At 63.9% G+C, this 17,653-nt stretch carries 17 protein-coding genes and 1 rRNA gene; 8 read left to right on the plus strand and 10 right to left on the minus strand.

The window, feature by feature from the left end:
* A 5S ribosomal RNA gene (gene rrf / locus NZU74_18420) occupies positions 1-107 on the plus strand; the annotation flags it as partial.
* Between the two features lie 128 nt (positions 108-235).
* Here the strand turns inward: rrf and NZU74_18425 are convergent.
* Complete coding sequence (locus NZU74_18425; protein MCS6883312.1) at positions 236-1,018, minus strand: SDR family oxidoreductase; 783 nt, start codon at positions 1,016-1,018, stop codon at positions 236-238.
* 757 nt (positions 1,019-1,775) lie between these two features.
* Between NZU74_18425 and NZU74_18430 the strand changes: the two genes are divergently transcribed.
* The gene (locus tag NZU74_18430) at positions 1,776-3,341 is read left to right on the plus strand and encodes a hypothetical protein (protein MCS6883313.1); all 1,566 of its coding nucleotides are present in this window, start codon (positions 1,776-1,778) and stop codon (positions 3,339-3,341) included.
* Between the two features lie 229 nt (positions 3,342-3,570).
* Entirely contained in the window at positions 3,571-4,143 is a 573-nt protein-coding gene (locus NZU74_18435; GenBank protein MCS6883314.1) for an AAA-associated domain-containing protein, read from the plus strand.
* Positions 4,144-4,161: 18 nt separating this feature from the next.
* Here the strand turns inward: NZU74_18435 and NZU74_18440 are convergent, their stop codons facing one another.
* From NZU74_18440 to NZU74_18460, 5 genes are all read right to left on the minus strand, one after another.
* Entirely contained in the window at positions 4,162-4,947 is a 786-nt protein-coding gene (locus NZU74_18440; protein ID MCS6883315.1) for a TlyA family RNA methyltransferase, read from the minus strand.
* Positions 4,928-5,305 carry a hypothetical protein gene (locus NZU74_18445; GenBank protein MCS6883316.1) on the minus strand — a complete coding sequence of 126 codons (378 nt, stop codon included), beginning with the start codon at positions 5,303-5,305 and terminating at the stop codon, positions 4,928-4,930. Before NZU74_18445 ends, NZU74_18440 begins: the two co-directional genes overlap by 20 nt.
* A 3-nt stretch (positions 5,306-5,308) precedes the next feature.
* A complete protein-coding gene (locus NZU74_18450; GenBank protein MCS6883317.1) occupies positions 5,309-6,925 on the minus strand; it encodes a glycine--tRNA ligase in 1,617 nt (538 codons plus the stop codon).
* A gap of 598 nt (positions 6,926-7,523) precedes the next feature.
* Positions 7,524-8,477, minus strand: a complete 954-nt coding sequence (locus NZU74_18455; GenBank protein MCS6883318.1) for a tyrosine recombinase XerD — start codon at positions 8,475-8,477, stop codon at positions 7,524-7,526.
* 387 nt (positions 8,478-8,864) lie between these two features.
* The gene (locus tag NZU74_18460) at positions 8,865-9,074 is read right to left on the minus strand and encodes a hypothetical protein (GenBank protein ID MCS6883319.1); all 210 of its coding nucleotides are present in this window, start codon (positions 9,072-9,074) and stop codon (positions 8,865-8,867) included.
* A 164-nt stretch (positions 9,075-9,238) separates the two neighbouring features.
* Between NZU74_18460 and NZU74_18465 the strand changes: the two genes are divergently transcribed.
* On the plus strand, positions 9,239-10,240 hold the full coding sequence (locus NZU74_18465) for a diacylglycerol kinase family lipid kinase (protein MCS6883320.1): 1,002 nt from the start codon (positions 9,239-9,241) through the stop codon (positions 10,238-10,240).
* Positions 10,241-10,279: 39 nt separating this feature from the next.
* Positions 10,280-11,296, plus strand: a complete 1,017-nt coding sequence (locus NZU74_18470) for a hypothetical protein (protein ID MCS6883321.1) — start codon at positions 10,280-10,282, stop codon at positions 11,294-11,296.
* 8 nt (positions 11,297-11,304) lie between these two features.
* Here NZU74_18470 and NZU74_18475 read toward each other — a convergent pair whose 3' ends face one another.
* From NZU74_18475 to NZU74_18485, 3 genes are all read right to left on the minus strand, one after another.
* On the minus strand, positions 11,305-11,940 hold the full coding sequence (locus NZU74_18475; protein ID MCS6883322.1) for a 5-formyltetrahydrofolate cyclo-ligase: 636 nt from the start codon (positions 11,938-11,940) through the stop codon (positions 11,305-11,307).
* Between the two features lie 113 nt (positions 11,941-12,053).
* Complete coding sequence (locus NZU74_18480; GenBank protein MCS6883323.1) at positions 12,054-12,389, minus strand: DUF4491 family protein; 336 nt, start codon at positions 12,387-12,389, stop codon at positions 12,054-12,056.
* A gap of 15 nt (positions 12,390-12,404) precedes the next feature.
* Positions 12,405-12,854 carry a DUF4491 family protein gene (locus NZU74_18485; protein ID MCS6883324.1) on the minus strand — a complete coding sequence of 150 codons (450 nt, stop codon included), beginning with the start codon at positions 12,852-12,854 and terminating at the stop codon, positions 12,405-12,407.
* A 191-nt stretch (positions 12,855-13,045) separates the two neighbouring features.
* Between NZU74_18485 and NZU74_18490 the strand changes: the two genes are divergently transcribed.
* Positions 13,046-13,507, plus strand: coding sequence for a MarR family transcriptional regulator (locus NZU74_18490; protein MCS6883325.1), 462 nt, complete (start codon positions 13,046-13,048; stop codon positions 13,505-13,507).
* 131 nt (positions 13,508-13,638) lie between these two features.
* Here the strand turns inward: NZU74_18490 and NZU74_18495 are convergent, their stop codons facing one another.
* Positions 13,639-14,088 (minus strand): hypothetical protein, encoded by a 450-nt coding sequence (locus NZU74_18495; GenBank protein ID MCS6883326.1) that lies wholly within the window; start codon positions 14,086-14,088, stop codon positions 13,639-13,641.
* A gap of 570 nt (positions 14,089-14,658) precedes the next feature.
* On the opposite strand from NZU74_18495, the gene NZU74_18500 reads away from it, so the two are divergent.
* Together NZU74_18500 and NZU74_18505 are read left to right on the plus strand one after the other, a co-directional pair.
* The gene (locus tag NZU74_18500) at positions 14,659-15,066 is read left to right on the plus strand and encodes an Hsp20/alpha crystallin family protein (GenBank protein ID MCS6883327.1); all 408 of its coding nucleotides are present in this window, start codon (positions 14,659-14,661) and stop codon (positions 15,064-15,066) included.
* A complete protein-coding gene (locus NZU74_18505; GenBank protein ID MCS6883328.1) occupies positions 15,066-17,528 on the plus strand; it encodes an endopeptidase La in 2,463 nt (820 codons plus the stop codon). Before NZU74_18500 ends, NZU74_18505 begins: the two co-directional genes overlap by 1 nt.
* Positions 17,529-17,653 lie beyond the last annotated feature (125 nt).

Genomic DNA, 17,653 nt, shown 5'->3' on the forward strand with positions numbered 1-17,653 from the left:
GTTGAGCGCGGTGGACCCACCCCGTCCCATCCCGAACCGGGTCGTGAAACGCCGCAGCGCCGATGATACTGGGGTTTGAGCCCTGGGAACGTAGGTCCACGCACGCTACTACGCTTCAAGTAAAAGGTCAGGAGTGATAAGCATCACTCCTGACCTTTGTTTGTTCTGGGGGCAATATCTTTAAGGCGCTCCTTGCGGTATGGTCCCTCTCCCTACCTTCTCCCGCCGGGAATAGCTATGATCCGCTGGCCTCGTCGAGTCCGGCGCGGCCGCGAAAGGCCGGGTCGCGGATGTCAATTTCCTGGCCGGCCAGGTCAGCCGCTACAGGATGACAGAGGTAGGCAACAGCCCGCGCTGGTATGCGCGGATCAGCCAGGTCCTCGCGACGCAAGCGGCTAATGGCGTTGATGCCCGAGGCCCGAATGCTGACCTGCATATCGGTGTCAACCACCCCCGGGCGCAACCCATACGTCCGAATGCCGCGTTCGCCAAACTCCAGCCTGATCGCCTGGGTAAGCATGGCCAGGCCTGCCTTGGCGGCGCAGTAGGCGCTCCAGCCCTCACGCGGTGTGCTCGCCGCTCCCGAACTGATGTTAATGATTACCCCTCCGCCTCGCTGTACCATCACCGGCAGCGCCGCCCGGCAGCCATGAAATGCGCCGACCAGGTTCACCCTGATCGCGGTGGCCCACGCCTCTGGATCGACAGCGTCGAGAAAGGCGATAGGTTCGATGATCCCGGCGTTGTTCACCAGGATGTCAAGCCGTCCAAACCGCTCCAGGCTGCCTTCGACCACGGCCTGAACTTCACTGAAGTTGCGCACGTCACAGATTGGCGTCCACCCCAGATCGTTGACCCGGGCCAGTTCGCCGGTCAGTTCCTCGGCGGCTTCCATGGTGCGCACCGTGGCTACTACGGTTGCCCCGCGGCGCGCCAGTTCCAGGGCCGTGGCCCTGCCAATGCCACGACTCGCCCCCGTGATGATGACCACTCTTCCATCGAGCCCCAGTTCGCTCATAGGTTTTGTTCCTTCATTGATGTGACATGAGACCGTGGATGGGCGGGTTTGGGAGAGCTGCGTTCTTCCGAGAAAGGTCTTTTTCTCCTGTCGTTGCGTGGCGAAGCCGTATGTGGCGCCTGACGTGAACATAGCTGGTTGGAGGAGATTGGGAGCGAGGTTCCCCAGGCGCTGCCGCCCGTGGCCGCCGCGGTGACCGTGCCGTTCGAGTTCTTTGTATGCAGACAGGTACGGTAACGGGCAGTATACGAAAAAAAGACCCAACCTTCAAGCCAGGCTTCGGAAGTCATAGTTCCCAAGTAAATTATTATTTGATGAACAGATCCAAAATTTGCTGATGCTGGCAACCCGGTATGCCAGTGACCACATGCTCACAAAGGGAGCCGCGCCTCGATTGGAGTAAGACGACAGTTTGTACAGTTACTACATTCTTGTTTATATAGCAGTCCTCTTCAGGTTGTGAAGCCCGGAGTATCAGACGTACCCGTCGGGACGCAGCGCGCTGCGTTCTTACGCGCGGCCGCTGCTTAGAGATGGCGTAGGACTGTATATATTGACAAATCAAAGAGATTCTGTTAAATTTGAGCATTAATTCTTCCCTGCAGATGAGTTGCATAAGGAGGTCATGAGCGGGCAATTAGCACCTGATGTTCCGCCGGACAATCTGAGCATTTTGGAGAAGCCATATTCGGTCTGGCGCCCGAGTCGCCCTTGTCGTGTCGTTCGCTCCGCAATCAGACAGAAATGGACACTCATCATGCTGTACAGACGTGCGACGCTGGTCGTGATGGTGGCGCTGCTCGTAATGATGACGGGGTTGACGCTTCCGGTGGCGATGGCGCAAAGCAAAGGGGAGGGAGGCCCCGCTCCAGCGCAGGCGCCTGGTCAGACGATCAACGGCACGCCCCTGACCGTAAGGGTGCTGGATAACCTGGCTATGGCGGTGAACTTTGACGGGCGCAGGCAATTCTTCGCTGACACCGACGGAGGTACGTTTGTTCAGGTAGATGGTATTGTCTATGGCAGTACGCCGGCGGCAGGCGGCGGATTTGCCCCGCGGCCGTTTACGCCGGTATCCAATAGTCCGGTGACCGGTTCAGGTACCGCAGCTGATCCCTTCAGGATCGCGACAGAGGTCGAAGCCGGGACATCCGGCGTCCGTGTCTCACAGGTAACGACCTATGTGAACGGCGAGCGACGGTATCGTGTTGACATCACGGCCAGAAACACATCATCGGCCAACCGCAACGTGCGCATATTTCACGGCGCCGATCTCTTCCTCAACTTCCCGGGGAACGTTCTCGATTTCGGCTTTGGCTTTTTTGATCCGCCCACCGGCGCAGTAGGCGCCCTCTCTCAGGATCAGCGCTCGGTTCAGGTCTTCATTCCCATAACCGCACCGACTGCCTACCAGGAAGCCTTCTACGCCACCTTCTGGAGCCGGATCGGCGGCGCCAATGGCGCCCCCGGGCCGGGCTTTGACAACACGATCAATTCTAGTTTCCACGATACGGCAGCCGGTCTGCAATACGATCGGACCCTCGCTCCCGGCGCCAGCGAGACGGTCAGCCTGTTCGGGGCCTTTGGCCTGGCCGACGATGTGGGGATTAGGCCACCGGCGCTTGAGTTGCCCCCGGAACCGGCCGATGTCTGGGTTGTCATCCGCCCGTCATTCAATCTGTCCGTGGCGCCGCGATCCATCATTGTCTTCGAGATCGTGATCACCAATATCGGAAGGGGCGCTGCTAGCAGCACCGAGATCATCTTTCCGTTTGATCCGGATCTGCTGCAGGTGGTTGATGCGAGCTTCGATGTCCCAACCACGTGGGTGGCAGCCGTCAACCGCGACTCGCTGGTGATCCGCAGCGGTCTGCTTGGCCCCCGTTCCGGGCGCACTCGAGGAACCATTCGCTTCACGGTGCGCGAGAATGCGCGACAGGGTGGCACTATCACCGGCCGGGTGCAACTCCGCTGGACGGACGGCGGCAGGGGCGGTCGCAGTCAGAGTAATCTCTTCGTGATCCCGGTAGGCCCTACCGCACAAAGCAGTCCTACCTATGTTATCGTGGTCGAGCCAGCGGCGGGATCCTCTGGCGCCGTATTCAGGTTCACGAGCCCGATCTTCGTCCCGCGTGAGCCAGTGGGAGTCTGGTACAACTTGCCTGACGGTCGCGTCGTTGCGGTCAACACGCTCCGCGCCAATGATGAGGGGGCTTTGACAGTCAACTTCACCAGTCGCGATCTGCCGCCCGGAACCTACTCGATGGTTTTCTACGGCCTGTGGAGTGAGTTTACAGCGGTGACGCCGTTTGTGATCCGGTAGGGGAAACGGGCGTGCAACCGGTAACGCACCACCTCGTGCCTCGAAGGCACGAGGTGGTGGTCATTGGCGTTCTGTCTAACCAGGGCTGATGCAGAGTCCGCCTCCGGCGGGGTTTGGTGCTTACCCCGAAGGCTTTGCATCAGCCCTGACCGTGTAACGGCAGGGCTTGACAAATCCTCCGGGCGGATTAAGATACAAACAGATGTTCGTTCGAGGCGGGAGGGCGAGGATGACCCTGGATACGGCCGATATTCCTCAGGCGGATCAGCTCTGGGATGTGGCGCGGGTAGCCGAGGCGATCGCGCGGGGCCGCCACGACACCGAAGAGATCGCGGCATACATCGGCATGAAGGTGCCGCGCCAGGGGCACTACTATACCCAGGCGGCGCGTATCCTCGGGCTGGTGACGGAGGGCGAACCCGGTGAAGCGCCGCGCCTCACCACCCTCGGGCGAAGCTTCGTGCGCAGCAACCGGGTTGAGCAGCGCACCTTTCTGCGCCGCTTATTGCTCCAGCGCGAGCCGACCCGCTCGGTCATTATCAGGCTGCGCGCCCGTGACGGGCTGGATCGCCAGGAACTGGCTGAGACCCTTCAGCAACTGGCGCCGCTCGCCGCCAGCACCGCCAGCCGGCGCGCCCACACCATCGCGGCATGGCTCTGCGCGGTAGATCTGGCTGAGTGGCAGAATGATCGGCTGGTGTACACCGGCCCGGCTTTCGTCGGCGCCGCCGGGGCGCAGGCGTCTTCACCGGCAGGTGATGCAGAAGGTTGGGGAAACGTGAGTTCCCCCTGGTCACGGTAGGCGGTACAGGAGCAACCTTCACGGTTGCACCACAGTAACCGCCTCCACTGCTGTTTCCACACTGAGGGGCGCGCCGCCTGGCTGGAGCCAGGCCAGAAACTCGATGTTGCCGGCCGGTCCGCTGAGGGGGGAGCGGGTCAGGCCGCGCGGGGTCAGGCCCAGTTCCGCGGCTGTCGCCAATACCTCGCGGAGCACAGCCTGGTGAACAGCGGGGTCGCGCACCACGCCGCCACGGCTCACGTGCTCGGGGCCAGCCTCGAATTGCGGCTTGATCAGCGCCACGATCCAGCCGGTCGCACGCACGAGCCGGCGCACAGCCGGCAAGACCAGCTTCAAAGAGATAAACGATACGTCAATGGTTGCACAGTCGGCCGTGACTCCGCCGGGCAGGGCTTGCAGATGGCGAATGTTGGTGCGTTCAAGGACCGTCACTCGCGGGTCGGAGCGCAGGCGGTAGTCGAGCAAGCCGTAGCCCACGTCCACGGCGTAGACGTGAGCAGCGCCCCGCTGCAGCAAGACGTCGGTGAAGCCCCCGGTGGAGGCGCCGACGTCGAGGGCCACAAGTCCCGCAGGGCTAAGCCCGAAGACGTCGAGGGCGTGGGCGAGTTTGTAACCCCCACGGCTGACGTAGGGTAGCGCCGCTGTCACCTCGACGGCAGCGTCTTCGTCTACCAGAACGCCGGGTTTGGTTGCTGGCTGGCCCGCGACACGCACGCTCCCGGCCAGCACGAGGGCCTGGGCCTTGCTGCGCGTCTCGGCCAGTCCGCGTGCGACCAGAAGTTGGTCAAGGCGTGTTTTTGCCATACTCCTCGTGACCGGGCGGGGCTCGCCTGGCGCGTTCGCGCTCCAGGCGAGCGATCTCCTGTTCCAACTCCGCCGCCATTTGCCGTAACCAGGCCGGTGGGGGGTTGTGGGGATCGTTGAGCTTCGGGCGCAAGCGGCGCAATTCGGCTTTGCGTTGTCGCAGGGCGGCATCAAGGGTGCCGGAGGGTTCGGGCGGCGGCGTGGGCGGCTCCGCTTGCGTCTCCAGGTAGGCCACGACCAGTTCGCTCAAGAGTTCGTCCAGGTCGCGATCGGCATGCTCCAGCAAACGCAGCAGTTTAGCCCGCTGCGCCGCGGTAAGATAGATCCGCGTGGGAATGGCGAAGCGACCTTCGTCCATCGCTTAGCGTAGCTTCTCGCGCAGGTAGAGCGGCAGGTCGGCAACGGGCACCCGCTCCTGGGCCATGGTATCACGGTCACGCACAGTCACGGTGTCGGCGAGCGCCGGTTCTTTGCCTTCGCCAAGGGTGTCAAAGTCCACCGTAATGCAATACGGCGTGCCAATTTCGTCCTGACGGCGGTAGAGCTTGCCGATAGCGCCGGTATCATCATACACCGTCCGCGCGCCGAGTTCCAGTTGGAGCTGGCGGCGGATGCGGCGCGCCGTCTCAACCATCGCGTCGTGGTTGCGTTTGAGGGGGAAGACGGCGACTTTTACCGGCGCCAGGCGGGGTCGCAGGCGCAGGACGGTGCGGAAGTGCTCATCGATCAACGGTTGGGCCTGGCCGCGCAGCTTCTTGCCCAATTCGATGGCATCGGCGCCGGGCATGGCCAGGAGCGGCTCAACCTCCGGCAGACGCTCGGGCAGATGGCTGCGAATGGCCTCACCATAAGCGAGGAGAGCGTCGCGCGCCTCGGAGTGGAGTTTCTCACTGCGGCCTACCGATTTGAGAAAGGCGGCGAGGGCGTCGGCCACGGCTTCGACTCTCTCCGGAGGCGGGGCTTTGGTCATCTCTTCAGCATAAGCCTCGCAGAGCACCGCCAGCGCGCCCCGTCCTACGCCAGCCGAAGGCTCGATCACGTAGGGTACGACGTGTTGCCGGCGTTCGGGATCAAAGTAGGTCAGCCGCGCCGTACTGTCGGAGTTCGGATTGACGCGCGCGGTCAGGTTCAGGCTGGCCTGATCCTTTGAATGTGAGCCCAGATCATAATCGGTACGGTTGGCAATACCCTCGATCTCCTGGGCGCCGAGGTCAGGATAGTGGTACATCAAATCGAAGGTGCGCTTGGAGTAATGGGCCAGTTCATCGGGGGGCACATCATAGACGGTGATGCGTTCGCGGGGCACGCCGACGCTTTCCCACCAGCGCAGGCGCTCTTCGAGCCACTGCTGATGCCAGACCTCGTCAGTGCCGGGCATGACGAAGTACTCGATCTCCATCTGCTCAAACTCGCGCACCCGGAAGAGGAAGTTGCGCGGGTTAATCTCGTTGCGGAAGGCCTTGCCAACCTGGGCGATGCCGAAGGGCAACTTGCGGCTGGTGGTTGCCAGCACGTTGGCGAAGTTGACGAAGATTCCCTGGGCAGTTTCGGGGCGCAGGTAGGCCAGGGCGCCGCTATCGGCCACGGGGCCGACCTGCGTGCTGAACATCATATTGAAGGGCCGCGGCTCGGTGAGGTCGGTCGAGCCGCAGTTGGGGCAGCGGCCGTGAATGTGATCGGCGCGCCAGCGGCTCTTGCAGGCGCGACAATCTACCAGGGGGTCGTTAAAGGTCTCTTCGTGGCCCGAGTACTTCCACACCAGGCGATTCATAAGAATGGCCGCGTCGAGACCCTCCATATCATCGCGCTCGTAGACATTGGCGCGCCACCATTCGGCGATGAGATTGTTTTTGAGTTCGACACCCAGAGGGCCGTAGTCGTAGATGCCCTGCAGCCCGCCGTAGATCTCGCTGCCGGGAAAGACAAAGCCGCGACGTTTGCACAAAGACACGATTTGATTGAGGCTCGTAGCGGTCATAGATGCTGCTCCTGTATAGCGTAGCGGCGGGCGCCCGGCGCTCGCCTCAGCCCGGGGCAACAGAAAACCCCAGGCGACCAGTGTTCGCCTGGGGACGCATCATACCGACGCGCGGTTCCACCCCAGTTAGCGGCGCCCCGGGCGCACGCTCACCTCATTCAGGAGGAGCGCATAGCGCTTCCTCGGCGGCTCCCCGGCGCCCTTCCCCCAAACCGTACCACCGGGCTTGCACCATCCCCGGTTCGCTGGAGGCCGGCGCGCGGGGTACTCTTCCGGATCACAGCCGTCAAATTAACGGCTTCAGTATACCACAGGCCAGTCGGCTCGTCATCCCCGGCATCCGTCTCCGCCATGGGCCATAGGGGGACGGAGAAACCGGGTGTCTCCGCCTTCTCAGGTGCAGGGTTTTTCAAGCGAGAAGGGGTTTTCGGCATTCCAATGCGCTTACGATCCTCACCTCCCGCCCCCTCTCCCGCGCGCGGGAGAGGGGGGCGTTGGGGGTCCCGATGCCCCAGATGGCGCATGCGACGCGAGCATGGGCTGGAAAACTCTACACCTGAGAAGTTTCTCCGCCACCCTGCCTGATCCGGACGGGAGCTCATTCCTCTTCCTTGACCAGCACCCCTTCGTACATTGCGGGGTGCTGGCCGTTGCGCCGAGGAAGCTCGCCTGGTCGCGCGGACCGCCGCCGGGCAGGCGAACCCTCGGGCAACTGGGTATAGATCTGGGTGGTAGAGAGCGAGGCGTGGCCAAGGCGTTCCTGAACCTCGCGGAGTTCGGCGCCGTTCTCCAGCAGATGGGCGGCAAAGGAGTGGCGGAGGGTATGCGGAGTCAGATCATGGAGTCCCACTTCCTCGGCATACCCCTTGAGAATAAGCCAGAGTCCCTGACGGGTGAGGCGCTTGCCGCGATGGTTCAGGAAGAGCGCATCGGTCGGCTGGCTCCCGTTGTGCAGCAGGCGGTTGCGGGCTGAGTCGAGGTACTCCTCAAGGGCAGTCAGCGCCGTTTCGCCAAGGGGCAGGACCCGTTCGCGGCCAGCCCGTCCCGTGCAGCGAATGGCTCCCTGTGCCAGCAGCACATCAGAGACATTCAACGCCACCAGTTCGCTCACGCGCAGCCCGGTGGCGTAGAGGAGTTCGAGCATCGCCTTGTCGCGTAATCCCTCAGGCGAGGAAGCGCGCAGCGGCAATTCCAGCAGTTCATCAACCTGGTGCTGAGACAGAGCCCTGGGAGGATAGCGATCCACCTTGGGCGAGTCGATGCATCGGGATGGATCACCGGCAATAATGCGCTGCTCGGTGAGATAGCCGAAGAACGACTTGAGCGCCGCAGTGCGGCGGGCGATTGTCGAATTGGCGTAGCGCCGTTCGCGCAGGAACAACAGAAAGCCCAGCACGTGATCAGAAGTGACGCTTTGCCACTCGTTCAGGTTCTGGTCCCGCAGATAGGCGCAGAGTTGGTCGAGGTCGGTACGATAGGCGGCAATGGTATTGGCAGATGTGCCTCGCTCCGCCGCCATGTACTCCAAAAACTGATCGACTTGCTCTTGCATACGTTCCTATCTTGCCTAGCTAATGAGTTGGATCTGCATGCGGCGGCGCCGCACATTGCCGCAAGAAACAACGAACTTCTCTGGAAGGGCTATGCCCTGCACACCTCTCCTGAGCTGTAACGTAGACAATCGCCCTGTCAGGTCGTATCCTGAGCCGGTAGCGGCGTGTGGGCGGCACAGCCGACCTGCGGGGCGCGGAATAGGGCGTATGGTACCGCAAAGGCAGGGTGGTGTCAACCGCGACCAGCAGCCCGGCTCAGGGGCTGCAGGCGGCATTTACCGCATCAGGAAGCCTCAGAACGCGCGCCGGCCCGCTTTACCGCGCCGGGCTGCGCTGACGCCGTTTCGGCAACGGCGCGGCAATTCAACGGGTGCGATACAGTCGCGTTAGAAGCAGCAACTCTCCTTGAAGCCGCAGTTGCGACATCGGTGGAAGCTGGCCCACAGGTGCAACTCGGTGCCACAGTTGGGGCAGATGGCGGCCTCAGCGGTGGCGGGCTGGCAGAGGGTGACAGGAGGGGTTGCCTCCGGGCCTGCGAGAGTCCTGGCGAGGGCGCCGGGAAGCATCAGGCGGGGACGAGGGGAGTCACTACGCATGCGTGAACCTCCTGGACGATGCGTTATCGTAGTGGTTGTATTGTACCATTCCCGACCTCCCTCCGAGTGCGGAAACCCGGTCGTGCGTTGCCAGCGTCAGGGAGCTTGTAGATCATTTCGTTGCGCTCCCACAGAATCCTCGACACGACAGATCACGAGAGCGTATGGTATACTGCCACTCGTTCTTGTGCCGCCTCTACGGCGAGATTATGCAGACAATGCTCGTGTTTAACCCGAACGCGGGCCAGGCCGAGGCGCTGGAAAGCGAACTCGCCGCTGCCGCAGCCGTCTGGCGTGAAGCCGGGTGGCAGGTCGAGGTGCAGCCAACTCTTGCCGCGGGTGATGGGCAGCGTCTTGCCCGTCTTGCGGCGGAGCGGAACTACGACCTGGTGGTGGCTGCCGGAGGCGATGGGACGATCAATGAGGTGATCAACGGCCTGGTGGGTTCACAGACGGCGCTGGCGACCTTGCCGCTGGGGACGATGAACGTCTGGGCGCGGGAGTTGCGCCTGCCCCTGCAGCCTCGCGCCGCTGCCGCGGCGATCCTCGACTGGGCGCCTTATCCTATTGATCTGGGCCGCGCGGGCGATCGCTATTTCCTGCTCATGGCAGGCATCGGATTCGATGCAGCCATCACCGCTGGCGTGCGCCCTGCTGAGAAGCGCCGCTTTGGCGCCCTGGCCTACGTGTGGCGGGGCATTGAGCAGGTGCTGAGCGTGCGGGGCGCCAGCGCGCGCCTGACACTCGACGGGCGTCCGCTCCGTGGCCGCGTGCTGATGGTCGTGGTGGGAAACACCCAGCTGTATGGCGGACTGGTAAAAATCACCCATCGCGCCTGCATTAATGACGGCTTGCTTGATGTGTGCGTTATCAAGGGCGAAAATGGCCTCAGCGCCCTGCGCAGCTTTTTCGCCATTCTTGGTCGCCGCCAGGGCCACGATCCGGAGATCCAGTATTACCGGGCACGGATGCTCACCGTAGTGGCCAGACCGGCCCTGCCGGTGCAGGTAGACGGCGACCCGATCGGGTTTACGCCCATGACCTTTGAAGTGGCGCCGGGGGCCCTGCAGGCCCTGCTGCCGCCCGATCTGCCCGAGGATCTGTTGCAGCAGAAGCCGGCCTCGGAAGCGCCATTGCCGCTGAGCCGCAGGCGGCGCCCGGCGTGACGCATCGGTGACGCGGAGCATACGTTTCCCAGTATTCCAATGAACACCTGGTACAGAGTTGTGGCGACGTTGCTGATCCTGCTGCTAATGGCGCCCGCCGCTGGCTGCACGCAGCGACCTGCGGGGTTTGAGCAGTCAGGCGCAAACCCTGCGGTGCGCGGTAACGCCTTGCCTGGACGGCTGCTCTTCGTGCGTCAGGGGGTGATCTGGCAGTGGCGCGGGCGCGAGGCCGCCCCGCTGCTCGGCACGGGCGCGGCGTTCCAACCGGCCTGGGACCCGGAGGGCAAGCGGATTGCCTATATCGCGCGCGACAACAGCTTCAGCGATGTGTGGCTGGCCGATGAGACGGGGCAAGCCCTGACTCGCCTCACCAACAACGGCTCCCAGGCCCCTCCGAATAGCCTGGCGCGCGCTGCCGAGAGTCGCTGGGCCTTTTACCCGGCCTGGTCGCCTGACGGGAGGCGCGTCGCCGTGGCCATGCAGACCCGGCCGCCTGCCGGCGAACCCCTGGCCGATGCCATGCTGGAGTTGATGTTGCTGCCGGTTGGCCCCGGCGCGCCGTTGCTGGCCTACAGTGATGGCGAGGCCAGTGTGGGGCGCAGTGTGTTCATTGCCGAGGGGACAGCGTTGATCTTTACCCGCGCCGGCGCCGGACCGACCGGCCACCAGGAGTTGTATCGCGTTGAGCTGGTGAGCGGCCGCGCCGAGGCGCTCGCGGGAGCGCCCCGGGGCAGCTATGATCCGGCCTGCACGCCTGATGGGCGCTGGCTGGTGTTCGCCGCGCAGCAGAATGAGCGCACGGATATCTTCGCGCTCCCCCTGGCCGGCGGCGTTCCTGTGAAACTCACCGATCAGGGAGCAGCGCGGGCGCCGGCGGTCTCACCGGATGGGCGCTTGCTGGCGTTTCTGGCGCTTGCTCCGGGCGAGCCGGGCTTCGACCTCTGGGTCGCCGAACTGAGCGCAGCACCCGATGGCGCCCTGATGGCCGGTCGATCACGCCGGTTAACGACGGGACTGGGGATTGACGCGGACTCGGGACTGACCTGGGCGCCATAGCCGGAGACCTATCCCTGATCGTCCCGGAAGGCTGTAGCCAGGCCAGGGCGTCGCTGAATGATCTCGCACTCGGTGACAATGATGTCGAGAGGCACGTCGTGCGGCTCGTGCGGAAGGCCTGGCTCTTCCTGGACGGCGAAGGCCACCCCGACGCTCACACCGCGCACCTCTGCCAGCAAGCGATCGTAGAATCCTTTACCGTAGCCGAGACGGTAGCCGGCACGGTCGAAGGCCAGCAGGGGGGCCACGGTCAGGTCCCAGCTCCCGGGCGCGGCGAGGCGCATATCACGGGGGTGCAGCGTGCCGTGGGGACCGGCAACAAAGGCCTCCATGTCGAGCCGGTCAATCCAACTATGTGCAAGCCGCTGGTCGCTGCCCATGACGGGCACGGCCACAGCTTTGCCCGCGGCCAGCGCGGCATCGATCAGGAAGCGGGTATCCACTTCGGAGCGGATAGGCAGGTAGCAATGAATAGAAGCGGCGGCCTGAAAGACAGGTAAAGCAGCCACTCGCGCGCAGATGACTGCACTGCGCGCGGCGTGATCGTCAACGGCATCACGACGGGCGCTGGCCTGGCGCCGTAACGACCGTTTGAGGAAAGATGCCGGTAAGGGCGCTTCGCTCTCCGTTGCCCTGCCATCCATGGCGTCGGAATCTATAGCGTTTCTCGAAAAGATTGAGCCGCGATGACGGCTGCGCGCGCGCAGCGAGGCGCGCAGCTCGGCGCACTCAGGGAATCGATCACCTGGTCAGCGCTCTAGAGATGCGGCGCCTTGATCTTGCGGATCACCTCCACGAATGGCGGATCGGGTTTGCGGCGCGGGTTGAACTTGAACCAGCCGAGTTCGGCTCGCACGGCTTGTTCCTTCAGCTCGGTAGCGCCCCAGATGAACGAGGCGCCGGTGATGCCGAGGAGGGCTGACCATCCGGGATTGGCCACAAAGAGGGATACGAGGATCAACAGCACGCCAAGCGCCAGAGGGTAGGGCCACCAGAGATAGCCAAGGTGGTACTCCAGACGGATGACCCAGAAGAAGCCGAAGCCGATGATGCCCAGACTGAACAGGCCGAGGGCAATTCCACTCCAGTGCATTGGCTGGCGCTCCCTTCAATCGGTGCTGGCTGAGGATGGGCGATAGAGTTCGGACAGGGGTTCGGCCGGGCGCCATGGCGACCGCTGGGGAGCGACCGGGCGGCCAGTCGGCTCACGGTCGAGCAAGTCTGCGGTCGTGGCCGAACCGCCAGCGGCCAGATAGGCTGCGTGGCGCGGGTTGGCGGGATTGGCCGGGGCGTGACCTTTGCGCACCCGCTTCGCTTGCCGGAACAGCTCGAAGGCGTCCCACAGGAGGGTCACGCCAACAATGCTACTGACGCCCGCCAGGATGAGCGAGGGGGTGAAGAGGGCGAAGGCGTTCAACCCCAGGCCGGCGATCGTCAGCAGCAGCGCGGGCGGCCAGATTCGCGGGCTGTGGGCCTCAAGCCAGCGTACGCCAACGTGACCCCACCAGATGCCCAGAAACGTGGCGAGGGCCATCCAGAACCCGGCCAGTTGCAGCATGCCCGTACCCTTCTAGCTCTCCCTCGCAAATCTATGCAAATCTCAACAATTCTTCGTAAGAGATGCTACTATTTTACCGATTATGGGGAGCGGTGTCAACTGTCGGTTGCCATTCCACGCCTTGACGGGCCAGATCCGGCTCTCTATAATCGCTTGCAACTGCAACTATTGCATCGCCGAGGGTCAAGCCTATGTCTCCACCCGTAGCGCCCTCGATTGCCCACGAGCAGCACCGGCTCATTCACGACATCTATGTCCTTCTCGATGATGGCGATCGGCGTGTGCTCCAGAAAGTCAACCTTTCGCCGCTGGAATTCTCGGTGCTCCAGCGTCTTGACACTGTTCAGGGTCGCCGTTTGACCGACATTGGCGCGGAGCTGCTGTGTGTGAAGAGCACGATCACGCGCCTGGTTGATCGGCTGGAGGCGCACGGGCTGGTGCGACGAACGCCTGATCCTGATGATCGGCGGGCTCAGCGTCTGCTCCTTACTCCCCGCGGCCTGGCGTTGCGGGATGAGGCCGTGCGTTTGCACGACGCCGCGGTGGAGCGGCGCATGGGGCTTCTTGAGCCGGCGGAGCAGCAACAGCTGCGGGTCCTGTTGGAGAAACTGCGTGCCGGGCTGAGCCAGGATCTACACGCCAGCGATCCCTGATGTGAAAACAGCCGATAGGCCCCAGTGCGCTGCCGGTGTTTTCATCGGGTCAGTGTGCGGGCCATCAATGGGCGTCTAATACCAGAAGCCGCGCGAGCGGCAGGCTGCAGCGGCTGTCTGTTTCCCTGCGTCTACGAGCCGCAGATCCGGTCCAGGGCGGCGTTCCATGCCTTCATGCGCTCGGGGTCGCCCCCAACATCGGGGTGGTGCAGACGCGCCATAGCCTTGCGGATGGCATTGATCTCGTCTTCGCTCAGTTGACCGGCCAGACTGCTGATATCGAGAGTCCGCTGCGCAACCCTGGGCTCCGAGGTCATTCCGGCTTCGAGGCGCTGGGCGCGGGCGCGCCAGATGTCGCGTTCGTGGGCGAGGGAGGTATTCTCGCGCATCGTCTCCGTCAAGGTAGCGACCATCTTGGCGTGGGCACGCTGCGCTTCATTGGCAGCCATCAGCGCCTTCTCGAGTTGACGCCGCAACCCGCGGTTTAGCGCCTGGGCTTCGGCAAGCTCGCGCCGGAGTTGCTCATACTCACGCTGGGTACAAGCTTCCAGAGTCGGCGGAAGTTCTTCCGGCTGTAACACGCTCTACCTCCTCGCCAGTTGCCTCCTCCACCGTCGCAGTGGCGCTTGGCGATGGGACCTTTCCACATAATCGCGCCCGGTGGCAGCACGAGCTATAGTATAACGACTCCCGCGCACTTGCGCTAGGGGGGTTGTGGATAACGGCATCGTCATCCTCCTCTGCTCCGTCATGTGGCAAGCGGCTGCCTTACGGCAGCCGCTGGGGGCAGATGAGGGGAGCGACAGAGGGGAAAAAGAGGAAGGGGTTCGGCACGTCTGTCGCACCGTTGCCGAACCTGTATATGCAGTATAACAGATTTTGACGCACTGCGGTATCCAACTTTGGTCGGATTTGCGCGCCTGACCGGCCATCGCGTCTAGTATCGGGAGGCTGTGCCATCGCGCGGACCAGCAGGCTTGCAACCCGCTCGCCTTCGCGGTAGCATGGCTTCAGCGCCGTTCTACACCAGCCCTTTCGCCCGTCAGTGCGCCGTTAGCCGCGCCCGGACGCGCCGCAGCCGATAAAAAGCCGCCATCTACAATCGCTCTGGCCGCCAGCGAGGGGCGCCAGCCGCCAGCAGGAGCAGCCACGTGAACGATCCCAGCCGCACGATCCGCGTGATCGCCTTCCGAACGCCATTTGTGACCTTCGAGACCCGTTCGTGGCATCCGCCAATGAATGTGTATGAAACCGATGAGGGTCTGGTTATTATCGCCGATCTGGCCGGGGTGAACCCGACCGATCTGCAGGTGTATGTCAAACCAAACCTGCTTGTCGTCCAGGGGCAGCGCCAGTTGACGCCTCCGCCCGGCCTGCGCCGCATCCACCGCATGGAGATCGGCGCGGGGCGCTTTGAGGTGGAGGTGCCGATCGCCACCTCCATCGATCCGGAACGATCGGAGGGGCATTATCGCAATGGCTTGCTGGAGATCATTCTGCCCTACGCCAGTGATCCGCCCCAGCGCGTGATGGTCATCCAGATCGAGGGAGGGCTGTGATGAGCAACCCCGCGGCCACTCCTGATAGAGCGGCGCCCCCTGGGAGCGTGGAGATTCCCTCCAGCATGCCTATTCTGGCGCTGCCCAATGGTGTGCTCTTCCCCGGAGCCGTGCTGCCTCTGGCCGTCGGAGGCGACCCCTGGGTGCGCCTGGTGGATGACGCCGCGCTCGGTTCGCGCTTCATCGGCCTGTTCCTGCGCACCGCGCCTGGCGACACCTTCGACCCGGCCACCCTGGCCGCCACGGGGTGCGCGGCGCAGATCGTGCGCCTGCTGCGCCAGCCTGACGGCAGTGTGCAGATGCTGCTCGAGGGCCACGCCCGCATCGCCATCGAGCAGATCGTCACCACCGCGACCTATCCCGTCGCCCGGGTGCGGGTGCTCACCGAGCCGCCCCCCGACGCCGAGACCGAGACGCTGGCGCGCACAGCGCGCGTGGCCTTCGAGGAGGTGGTGCGGCTCAGCCCCTCGCTGCCCGATCAACTCGCCATCATCGCCGCCAACATTCCCAATCCCGGCACCCTTGCCGACATGATCGCTGCGAACCTGGGGCTGCGTCCGGCAGAACAGCAGCAGGTTCTCGATACGCTGGACATTTCGGCCCGGCTGCGCCTGGTGATCGGGTTCCTGGAGCGCGAACGGCAACTGCTGGATATCGCCAATCGCACCCGCGAAGACATGGCCCGCAGCCAGCGCGAGTATGTGCTGCGCCAGCAACTCGAAACGATCAAAAAGGAACTGGGCGAGACCGATGAGCGTGGGGCCGAAATCGCCGACCTGCGCAAGCGTCTCGAGGAGGCGGGGATGCCCGAAGTAGCGCGTCGCGAGGCCGAGCGCGAACTGGCGCGCCTGGAGCGCATGCCCCCCGGCGCCGCCGAGTATACCGTCAGTCGCACCTACCTGGACTGGCTGCTCGGTCTGCCCTGGAACAAGAGCACGCGCGACAATCTGGATCTGGAGCGGGCGCAACGCATCCTCGACGAGGATCACTACGATCTGGAGCAGATCAAGGAGCGCATTATCGAGTTCCTCGCCGTGCGCCGCTTGCAGTTTGAACAGGGCGATACCGAGGCTCGCAGCCCCATCCTCTGCTTCGTTGGCCCGCCCGGCGTGGGAAAGACCAGTCTGGGGCAGAGCATCGCCCGCGCCCTGGAGCGCAAGTTCGTGCGCGTCGCCCTCGGCGGCATTCGCGACGAGGCCGATATTCGCGGCTTTCGCCGCACCTACATCGGCGCCATCCCCGGACGGATCATTCAGGGCATTAACAGCGCCGGAAGCAATAACCCCGTGCTGATGCTGGATGAGGTGGATAAGATCAGCGCCGGCATTCAGGGGGACCCGGCTGCGGCGTTGCTTGAACTGCTCGACCCGGCGCAGAATAGCACCTTTGTTGATCGCTACCTGGACGTGCCCTTCGACATGAGCCGGGTGCTCTTCATCTGCACCGCCAATCAACTCGACACCATCCCCGGCCCGCTCCTCGACCGCATGGAGGTGTTGACCCTGGCCGGCTACACCGAACAGGAAAAGCTGCACATCGCGCGGCGCTACCTCATTCCCCGACAGGTGCAGGCTAACGGTCTGGCCCCCCGCAGTGTCGCGCCCGCGCCCGCCGCCCCTGGCGAGACGCCGCCGAGCAACCTGCCCGACCAGGATGCGCTGGAGCGCGGCCACGCCCCCGAGTTGACTGACTCGGCTCTGCGGCGCCTGGTGCGCGAGTACACTCTCGAGGCGGGCGTGCGCGACCTGGAGCGACGCATCGGGACCATCTACCGCAAAATGGCCACCCGTCGCGCCACCGGCAAGCTCCTCCCGGAACGCATTGACGGCGCCGACCTGGAAGACCTGCTCGGCCCGCCCCGGCGTCATGGCGGCATGATCCTCGGCGACGACGAGGTCGGCGTGGTCACCGGTCTGGCCTGGACGCCGGCGGGCGGCGATGCCTTGCTGGTGGAAGCCAGCGTGATGCCCGGCAACGGCCAGTTGATCCTCACTGGCCAGCTTGGCGATGTGATGCGCGAGTCAGCCCGCGCCGCACTGACGTATGCCCGCTCGCGGGCCGGCGAACTCGGCATTGACCCTGATATGTTTCAGAAGCGCGACATTCACATCCATGTGCCTGCCGGGGCCGTGCCCAAAGACGGCCCTTCGGCGGGGATCACCATCGCCTGCGCCATGATCTCCGCCCTTACCGGACGCAAAGCCTATAAGCGCGTGGCGATGACCGGGGAGATCACCCTGCGCGGCCGGGTGCTGCCGATTGGGGGGCTCAAAGAGAAGCTCCTCGCCGCCCAGCGCGTGGGGGTCACCCGCGTGCTCATCCCCCGCGATAATGAACCCGATCTACGCGACGTGCCCGAAGAGACCCGCGCCGCGCTGGAGATCGTTGCGGTGGAGCACATGGACCAGGTCCTGCCGCACGTGCTCTACCCCGCGGAGACGCCTGTCGCTGAAACGGTGTGAAACTATTTCGGATACTGGATTGCCGTATCTGGCGTCCCGAAGGAACCGGTAACAGGGCCGTGGAAAGTCGGTAGAATGGCGTTCCTCCTGACGTATTTACTGGTGAGGAGATTGACGGGAAGACC

Source organism: Chloroflexaceae bacterium, assembly GCA_025057155.1.
Taxonomy (GTDB): Bacteria; Chloroflexota; Chloroflexia; order Chloroflexales; family Chloroflexaceae; genus JACAEO01.

What these genes read in the sequence shown, in the direction of transcription:
- NZU74_18505 (MCS6883328.1), top strand. Translation starts at nt 15,066, where the DNA reads ATGAGCAACCCCGCGGCCACTCCTGATAGAGCGGCGCCCCCTGGGAGC.
- NZU74_18480 (MCS6883323.1), bottom strand. Translation starts at nt 12,389, where the DNA reads ATGCACTGGAGTGGAATTGCCCTCGGCCTGTTCAGTCTGGGCATCATC.
- NZU74_18445 (MCS6883316.1), bottom strand. Translation starts at nt 5,305, where the DNA reads ATGGACGAAGGTCGCTTCGCCATTCCCACGCGGATCTATCTTACCGCG.
- NZU74_18425 (MCS6883312.1), bottom strand. Translation starts at nt 1,018, where the DNA reads ATGAGCGAACTGGGGCTCGATGGAAGAGTGGTCATCATCACGGGGGCG.
- NZU74_18465 (MCS6883320.1), top strand. Translation starts at nt 9,239, where the DNA reads ATGGTATACTGCCACTCGTTCTTGTGCCGCCTCTACGGCGAGATTATG.
- NZU74_18455 (MCS6883318.1), bottom strand. Translation starts at nt 8,477, where the DNA reads ATGCAAGAGCAAGTCGATCAGTTTTTGGAGTACATGGCGGCGGAGCGA.
- NZU74_18485 (MCS6883324.1), bottom strand. Translation starts at nt 12,854, where the DNA reads ATGCTGCAACTGGCCGGGTTCTGGATGGCCCTCGCCACGTTTCTGGGC.
- NZU74_18440 (MCS6883315.1), bottom strand. Translation starts at nt 4,947, where the DNA reads ATGGCAAAAACACGCCTTGACCAACTTCTGGTCGCACGCGGACTGGCC.
- NZU74_18470 (MCS6883321.1), top strand. Translation starts at nt 10,280, where the DNA reads ATGAACACCTGGTACAGAGTTGTGGCGACGTTGCTGATCCTGCTGCTA.
- NZU74_18430 (MCS6883313.1), top strand. Translation starts at nt 1,776, where the DNA reads ATGCTGTACAGACGTGCGACGCTGGTCGTGATGGTGGCGCTGCTCGTA.
- NZU74_18460 (MCS6883319.1), bottom strand. Translation starts at nt 9,074, where the DNA reads ATGCGTAGTGACTCCCCTCGTCCCCGCCTGATGCTTCCCGGCGCCCTC.
- NZU74_18475 (MCS6883322.1), bottom strand. Translation starts at nt 11,940, where the DNA reads ATGGATGGCAGGGCAACGGAGAGCGAAGCGCCCTTACCGGCATCTTTC.
- NZU74_18450 (MCS6883317.1), bottom strand. Translation starts at nt 6,925, where the DNA reads ATGACCGCTACGAGCCTCAATCAAATCGTGTCTTTGTGCAAACGTCGC.
- NZU74_18490 (MCS6883325.1), top strand. Translation starts at nt 13,046, where the DNA reads ATGTCTCCACCCGTAGCGCCCTCGATTGCCCACGAGCAGCACCGGCTC.
- NZU74_18435 (MCS6883314.1), top strand. Translation starts at nt 3,571, where the DNA reads ATGACCCTGGATACGGCCGATATTCCTCAGGCGGATCAGCTCTGGGAT.